At 69.3% G+C, this 7,102-nt stretch carries 7 protein-coding genes and 2 pseudogenes; 6 read left to right on the top strand and 3 right to left on the bottom strand.

Annotation, left to right across the window (positions count from 1 at the left end):
- The 3 genes and pseudogenes from A5698_RS17065 to A5698_RS17055 form a co-directional block, all read left to right on the top strand.
- A pseudogene (locus A5698_RS17065) lies at positions 1 to 127 on the top strand (urease accessory protein UreF); the annotation flags it as partial.
- Between the two features lie 15 nt (positions 128 to 142).
- The gene (gene ureG, locus A5698_RS17060) at positions 143 to 817 is read left to right on the top strand and encodes an urease accessory protein UreG (protein WP_068299279.1); all 675 of its coding nucleotides are present in this window, start codon (positions 143 to 145) and stop codon (positions 815 to 817) included.
- Entirely contained in the window at positions 817 to 1,443 is a 627-nt protein-coding gene (locus tag A5698_RS17055) for an urease accessory protein UreD (RefSeq protein ID WP_068299276.1), read from the top strand. Before ureG ends, A5698_RS17055 begins: the two co-directional genes overlap by 1 nt.
- Here A5698_RS17055 and A5698_RS17050 read toward each other — a convergent pair.
- From A5698_RS17050 to A5698_RS17040, 3 genes are all read right to left on the bottom strand, one after another.
- Positions 1,440 to 2,813, bottom strand: a complete 1,374-nt coding sequence (locus A5698_RS17050) for an NAD(P)/FAD-dependent oxidoreductase (protein WP_067083040.1) — start codon at positions 2,811 to 2,813, stop codon at positions 1,440 to 1,442. The two genes, A5698_RS17055 and A5698_RS17050, sit on opposite strands and share 4 nt — an antisense overlap.
- A gap of 135 nt (positions 2,814 to 2,948) precedes the next feature.
- Positions 2,949 to 3,878: an LLM class F420-dependent oxidoreductase gene (locus tag A5698_RS17045; RefSeq protein WP_068299273.1), complete on the bottom strand. Its 930-nt coding sequence runs from the start codon at positions 3,876 to 3,878 to the stop codon at positions 2,949 to 2,951.
- A 66-nt stretch (positions 3,879 to 3,944) separates the two neighbouring features.
- A complete protein-coding gene (locus A5698_RS17040; RefSeq protein WP_068299270.1) occupies positions 3,945 to 4,616 on the bottom strand; it encodes an SDR family oxidoreductase in 672 nt (223 codons plus the stop codon).
- Between the two features lie 133 nt (positions 4,617 to 4,749).
- On the opposite strand from A5698_RS17040, the gene A5698_RS17035 reads away from it, so the two are divergent.
- The 3 genes and pseudogenes from A5698_RS17035 to A5698_RS28055 form a co-directional block, all read left to right on the top strand.
- Positions 4,750 to 5,553, top strand: a complete 804-nt coding sequence (locus A5698_RS17035) for an ABC transporter permease (protein WP_068299267.1) — start codon at positions 4,750 to 4,752, stop codon at positions 5,551 to 5,553.
- Positions 5,550 to 6,602 carry a sulfate/molybdate ABC transporter ATP-binding protein gene (locus A5698_RS17030; protein WP_068299283.1) on the top strand — a complete coding sequence of 351 codons (1,053 nt, stop codon included), beginning with the start codon at positions 5,550 to 5,552 and terminating at the stop codon, positions 6,600 to 6,602. Before A5698_RS17035 ends, A5698_RS17030 begins: the two co-directional genes overlap by 4 nt.
- A gap of 210 nt (positions 6,603 to 6,812) precedes the next feature.
- Positions 6,813 to 7,102 (top strand): annotated as a pseudogene (locus tag A5698_RS28055) (APA family fibronectin-binding glycoprotein); the annotation flags it as partial.

Below are 7,102 nucleotides of genomic sequence, written 5' to 3'. Positions count from 1 at the left end.
AACGTCGGCGCTGTGTGATCAGACGTCGGCCTCGGCCGCCAAGGAACTGGCCGACCTGTCCGATCCGCTGCTCGACGTGCTGGCCGAGCGCCACCACCGCCGCGAACGCCCACTCTTCGTCTCGTAGCCCCGAAAGGACGTCATGCCACCGCATTTCATCGACGGCGAGCCGCACCACCATGTCGAGCGGCCCAGGCGTTCGCGCCAACCGGGGGAACCACTGCGCATCGGCGTCGGCGGTCCGGTCGGATCGGGTAAGACCGCACTGGTCGCTGCGCTGTGCCGGCAGTTTCGCGAGGAACTGTCGCTGGCGGTGCTGACCAACGACATCTACACCACCGAGGACGCCGACTTCCTGCGCCGCCACGCCGTGTTGCCCGACGAGCGGATCGCGGCGGTTCAGACGGGCGGGTGTCCGCACACCGCGATCCGCGACGACATCACCGCCAACCTCGATGCGATCGACGACCTGATCGCCGGAAACGACCGGCTGGACCTGATCCTCGTCGAATCCGGCGGCGACAACCTCACCGCGACGTTCTCGTCGGGTCTGGTCGACGTCCAGATCTTCGTCGTCGATGTGGCCGGCGGCGACAAGGTCCCCCGCAAGGGCGGGCCCGGGGTGACCTACTCGGACCTGTTGGTGATCAACAAGACCGATCTCGCCCCGATGGTCGGGGCGGACCTCGACGTGATGCGCCGCGACGCGGCGGCCGTGCGCGGCGAGCGGCCCTTCGTGATGATCTCGCTGACCGACGATCCCGCGGCCTCCCCGGTGCTGAACTGGGTGCGCGAACAGTTGCGGGTGCCGGTCTAGTGCGATCCGAGGTGCTGATCGTCGCGCGCCGCGACCGTCGGCCGCGCATCGAATGCACCGGTGGGCTGGCGGCACGGCTCACCGGGCCCGACACCGTCCACCTGGTGTCGGCGGCGGCGACGCCGCTGGGGGGAGACGTGCTGCACTTCCGCGTCGTCGTGGAATCCGGCGCCCGGCTGCGGATACGCACCGCTGCGGCGACGGTAGCGCTGCCGGGTTCGGAAACCCCTGACTCTCATGCGATCTGGGATCTCGACGTGGCCGGCGAGCTGGACCTCGACCCCGAACCCACGGTGGTGGCCGCGGCCTCGCGTCACCAAAGCTCGATTCGGCTCGAGCTCGGCGCCTCCGGGCGCGTGAAGTTGCGTGAACGGGTGCAGATCGGCAGATCCGGTGAGCGGCAGGGGTTCTGGTCGGGCTCGCTGCACGCCGAGGTCGACGGCACACCGCTGCTGCGTCACCGCATCGAACTCGGCAGGGGATCGGTCGCCGACGACGAGATCGACACACCCATGGCCGCGATCAGCGAACTGAGCTATCCCGACGTCGACACCGAAACCACCGGCACGCCGCTGGCATTGGCCGCGGGCGGTTGCCTGACGACATGGCAGGGTCCGCGGCTCTAGCCGGCGACCTTCTCGGTGTCTCGCACCCCGGCGGCGATCTCTTCGAGTTCTTCGATCCGGGTGCGGGCGTAGGCCTGCTGTTCGGTGATGGTGAGGTTGCCGCGCTGCGTCGACAGGAACGTCACCGTCCAGTGCAGCAGCGTGGTGATCTTGCGCCGGAAGCCGACCAGGTAGACGAGGTGCAGCACCAGCCAGGCCAGCCACGCGATGAACCCGCCGAACTCCAGCGGGCCGATCTTGGCGACCGCCGAGAACCGCGACACCGTGGCCATCGAGCCCTTGTCGAAGTACTGGAACGGCTCGCGCTGGCTGGGATCGGCGCCCTTGAGTTCGGCCCTGATCGCGTTGGCGGCGTACCTGCCGCCCTGGATCGCGCCCTGCGCCTGTCCGGGAACGCCCTCGACGTGCGCCATGTCGCCCACCACGAACACGTTCGGATGTCCGGGCAGCGTCAGATCGGGTTGCACCAGCACGCGACCGGCCCGGTCGACCTCGGCCTCGGACTGTTCGGCGAGGTCGCGGCCCAGCGGGCTGGCGGCCACGCCCGCCGACCACACCTTCGTCGCGGATTCGATCCGCCGGATCGTGCCGTCGGAGTCCTTGACCGTGATGCCGTTGCGGTCGACGTCGGTGACCATCGCCCCGAGCTGGATGTCGACGCCCATCTTCTCCAGCCGCGTCTGGGCCTTCTTGCCGAGCTTCTCGCCCATCGGGGGCAGCACCGCAGGCGCCGCATCGAGGAGGATCACCCGCGCGGTCGTCGAATCGATGTGGCGGAACGCGCCTTTGAGCGTGTGATCGGCCAATTCGGCGATTTGCCCGGCCATTTCGACTCCGGTCGGGCCGGCGCCCACCACGGTGAACGTCAACAGCTTCTCGCGCCGGGCCGGGTCGCTCGACCGCTCCGCCTGCTCGAAGGCGCTGAGGATGCGCGCACGCAATTCGAGGGCGTCGTCGATGGACTTCATGCCCGGCGCCCACTCGGCGAAGTGATCGTTTCCGAAATAGGACTGACCCGCGCCGGCGGCGACGATGAGCGTGTCGTACGGCGTGACGTAGGTATGGCCCAGCAGCTCCGACTTGACCGTCCGATTGGCCAGATCGATGTGAGTGACGTCGCCGAGCAGCACTTGGCAGTTCTTCTGCTTGCGCAGGATCATCCGCGTCGGCGGCGCGATCTCGCCCGAGGGAATGATGCCGGTCGCCACCTGGTACAGCAGCGGCTGGAACAGGTGGTGGGTGGTCTTGGCAATCAGCTTGACGTCGACGTCGGCCCGCTTGAGCTTCTTGGCAGCGGTCAACCCGCCGAACCCTGACCCGATGATGACGACCTTGTGCCGATCAGATGCAGTGGCTCCGGGATGGCTCATATTGGGCTCCTCGACGGTGCTTCCACGTGCAGTTCTCTACCCGTAACGGTAGTCGCCTGAACACCGGATCGGGGAACAGGTTTGCTGTGTTATATCCCACCCGGGGAACCCGGTCATCGCCCGCCCCGGCTCGGATCACAGGCCGAGCGCGGGTCGAAGCGCTTCGGCCACCGCCGTGACGCCGCCCGGCTGGTATCCGTTGAGGCTCGTCACCGGGCTCAGGATCACGCCGTTGACCCCAGCGTCGAGCACCTTCGTCTTGATCTGCTCGGCGACCTGCTCGGCGCTGCCGAAGACGGCTTGCTGCTTGTAGTCGTCGGGGATGACGTCGCCCGTGATGTTCTCGTCGATGATCGCGACGACGAGCATGCTGGTCTCGAGGGTCGCCGGGTCGCGGCCGATGTCCTCGCAGCGCTCCTTGACCACCTGCACCTTGCGGGGCAGCTCGTCGAACCCGGCGATGATGTTGAGGTGGTCGAAGTGCTTGGCCGCCAAGGGGATGGTCTTCTTCTCACCGCTGCCGCCGATCATCAGCGGGATGTGGTCGCGGAAGCGCGGCTCTGCCACCGCCTCCTTGGCCCGGTAGTACTTGCCCTCGAACGTCGGCCGATCACCCTCGAGCATCGGCAGGATGATCTGCAGCGCCTCGCCGAGCTTGTTGAAACGGTCGGTGAAGGTGCCGAATTCGTATCCGAGGCTGTCGTGTTCGAGCTCGTACCAGCCGGTGCCGATGCCGAGAATCGCGCGGCCCTGGCTGATCACGTCCAGCGTCGTGATCGCCTTCGCCAACAGCGTCGGGTTGCGGTAGGTGTTGCCGGTGACGAGGGTGCCGAGCTGGACGCGTTCGGTCGCGGCGGCCAGGCCGCCCAGCGCCGTGTACGCCTCGAGCATGGGCTGGTCCGGCGTGCCGAGCCCGGGCAGTTGGTAGAAGTGGTCCATCACGAAGACCGAGTCGAAGCCGGCGGCCTCGGCTTCCTGCGCCTGCGCGATCACGGTGGGGAAGATCTCCGCGACGCCGGTGCCGTACGAGAAGTTCGGGATCTGGAGTCCGAGTTTGATGGTCATGGGAGCACGTAACCACACCTAAGCGGAGCGGTCACCCCGTTTAGCTCCGGGCGAACATCGGAATAATCAGCCGAAGTTTGCGAGTGCACCCTTGCTGACGTGCAGGATCTGCCCGGTGATGTGGCGCGCCGCCGGCGTGGTGAGGAACAGGGCCAGGCGCGCGATCTCGTCGGCGACCGGCGGAGGCGTGCGTGACAGGCCCTCGTAACCGGGCTCGGCGCTGCGGCCGGACGCCACCGCGTTGACGGTGATACCGCGCGTGCCGAAATGCTCCGCCTGCCCGGCGGTCCAGTCGACGAGCGCGGCCTTGATAGCCGCGTCGGCGCTGCCCACGGCCGGGTTCTCGGGAACCACGTTGACGATCGAACCGCCCGAGCGCAGGTGGTCGCCGAGGATCTGCACCGTCAGCACCGCCGACACCACGGTCGAATCCAGCGCCGCACGCCACGCCCTGGCCAGGTCGGACATCGAGTAGGTGCGCGGATCCCCGCCGTCCCAACCGGGCGCGGGCACGTTGACGATCGTGTCGAGGTGGTGGGGGAACTGCGATCGCGCCGCTTCCAGGCTGTCGGGATCGGTGTTGTCGAGCACGATCGCGTCGACGTCGAGCTCCTTGGCGGCGACCTCGAGTTCGTCGCGGCGGGCGCCCGCGATCACGACGCGGTGACCGGCATCCCGGAAGCCTTCGGCGATCGTGCGACCCAGATCGGTGTCACCTGCGGTGACGAGCACCTCCATCGCGAGGACCTCCCTGAAGTGTTCGACGCTGAACCCAGCGATTCCCCCGCAATGTTACTGGACAGTAGCTACAGCACGAAACCGGCGCGCAGGGCCATGTCCCATAGGGTTTGGCCTGTGAGGTGGGAGGCCGTTGAGTAATCCGGCTGGTCTGCCGCGCTGGCTCTATCTGCCCGCCGCGGCGGGCGCGTTGTTCGTCGTGGTGCCGCTCGTCGCGATCGCGACCAGGGTCGACTGGCCGAACATCGCGGCGCTGATCACGAGCGAGTCCTCGGTCGCCGCGCTGCTGCTGAGCCTGCGAACCGCGACGGCCAGCACCGTGCTGTGCCTTGTGCTCGGCGTGCCGATGGCGCTGGTGCTCGCGCGCAGCGACAGCCGCCTCGTGCGGGCCGCGCGACCGCTGATCCTGCTTCCGCTGGTGCTGCCGCCGGTGGTGGGTGGGATCGCGCTGCTGTACGCGTTCGGCCGCCTCGGGCTGATCGGTGAGCATCTGCAGGCGGCCGGCATACAGATCGCGTTCACGACGACCGCCGTCGTCCTCGCGCAGACGTTCGTGTCGCTGCCCTTCCTGGTCATCGCGCTCGAAGGGGCCGCGCGCACGGCCGGGACCGGTTACGAGACCGTCGCCGCCACGCTCGGCGCCCGGCCGTCGCGGGTGTGGTGGCGCGTGACGCTCCCGCTGCTCAGACCGGGTTTGGTGTCCGGCGCCGTGCTGGCCTTCGCCCGGGCACTCGGCGAGTTCGGGGCGACGCTGACGTTCGCCGGGTCCCGCGAGGGCGTCACCCGCACCTTGCCGCTGGAGATCTACCTACAGCGCGAGAGCGACCCCGACGCGGCGGTTGCGCTGTCGCTGCTGCTCGTGCTGGTGGCCGCGGTCGTGGTGCTGGGTTTGGGAAGTCGACGGTTGCGAGGCGACAGCGCGTGGAGTGCACCGTGACCGGCATCAGCCTGCGCGCGGTCGTCGATCGGCGCGGGGTCGACGTCGCGTTCGACGTGGCCGCCGGTGAGGTGCTGGCCGTGCTCGGCCCCAACGGCGCGGGCAAGTCAACGGCCCTGCACGTCATCGCGGGGCTGATACGGCCCGACGACGGCGTCGTGCGGGTGGGGCAGCGGGTGCTCACCGACACCGCGGCCGGAGTCCACGTCGCGACCCACAACCGTCGCGTGGGGCTGCTTCTGCAGGATCCGCTGCTGTTTCCGCATCTCGACGTCGCCGCCAACGTCGCCTTCCCGCCCGGCAGCACGCGGCCCGAGCACTGGCTCGCCGAGGTCGACGCGGCGGGCCTGGCCGGCCGCAGGCCGCGCGAACTGTCGGGCGGTGAGGCGCAGCGCGTTGCGCTGGCGCGTGCCCTGGCCGCCGAACCCGACGTGCTGTTGCTCGACGAGCCGTTGGCCGGCCTCGACGTGACGGCGGCCGCCGCGATCCGCAAGGTGCTGCGCAGGGTGCTCGCGCGCGACGGACGGTCGGCGGTGATGGTGACGCATGACCTGCTCGACGTGGTCACGCTCGCCGATCGGGTGGTGGTGATCGAATCCGGTCGTATCGTCGAAAGCGGTTCCGCCACAACGGTATTAGCCTCTCCTCGGAGTGGCTTCGGAGCGCGGCTGGCGGGGGTCAACCTGGTACGCGGCACGGCGGACCGCGACGGCGCCCTGGTCACCGAGTGGGGTGTCGCGTGGCACGGGAACGCGGCATCGGACGTGGAGGCGGGTCGGCCCGCGGTGGCGCTGTTCCACCCGGCGGCGGTCGCGGTGTACCGCGAGCGGCCGCACGGGAGCCCCCGCAACACCGTCGAGGTAACGGTTGCCGAACTCGACGGCCGCGGCCCGGCCATCCGGGTGCGGGCCGAGGAGCAGCCCGACGGCGGTCCCGGCATCGCCGCTGACATCACCCCGGACTCCGCGGCCGAGCTGCGGCTCGCTCCCGGCGAACGGGTGATCTTCGCGGTCAAGGCCCAAGAGGTCGCCGTGCATCCAGCCCAGTAACAGATACCGGAGCCAGTGCGAAACACAGTCGAATCACCGGCGTCGACAGCGGTTCGGCCACCTCGCGGCACGCGCGGGGATGCCACGGTGCCAGCAAATCATGTCTACCGTAGCTATCACGGCCTTTCAGGCTCCCAGCTATGCCACAATTAAGCACATTCTTAGCAATTCACACTTGCGTCACGGCGGTAACACGGTAGTTTCTTCCCCATGGATCAGCCGGATGCGATTACCTCCCCGCGCAAGGGGCTCTCGAGGACCTTGGCGGCCGCGGCGTTGACCGGGGCGACGGCGCTGGCGCTGGCGCTGCCGACGGTGGCCCAGGCGCAGCCCGAGCCGACACCCGCGCCGCCGCCTCCGCCGCCGACGGGTAACACCTTCCTGCAGGGACCGCCGCCGCCGCCGGCCCCGGGAGCGCCTGCGCCCGCTCCTGCCCCTGGCGCCCCGGCGCCCGCGCCGGGAGCTCCGGCCCCCGCACCGGCGCCGGGCGCCCCCGCACC

The organism is Mycobacterium sp. E136 (assembly GCF_001666865.1).
GTDB lineage: Bacteria > Actinomycetota > Actinomycetes > Mycobacteriales > Mycobacteriaceae > Mycobacterium.
This window is presented reverse-complemented; position numbering and strand designations above follow the sequence as displayed.

Excerpts from the sequence above, each read along its gene's own strand:
- A5698_RS17040 (WP_068299270.1), bottom strand. The coding sequence starts at position 4,616 with ATGGAGGTGCTCGTCACCGCAGGTGACACCGATCTGGGTCGCACGATC.
- A5698_RS17045 (WP_068299273.1), bottom strand. The coding sequence starts at position 3,878 with ATGACCATCAAACTCGGACTCCAGATCCCGAACTTCTCGTACGGCACC.
- ureG (WP_068299279.1), top strand. The coding sequence starts at position 143 with ATGCCACCGCATTTCATCGACGGCGAGCCGCACCACCATGTCGAGCGG.
- A5698_RS17050 (WP_067083040.1), bottom strand. The coding sequence starts at position 2,813 with ATGAGCCATCCCGGAGCCACTGCATCTGATCGGCACAAGGTCGTCATC.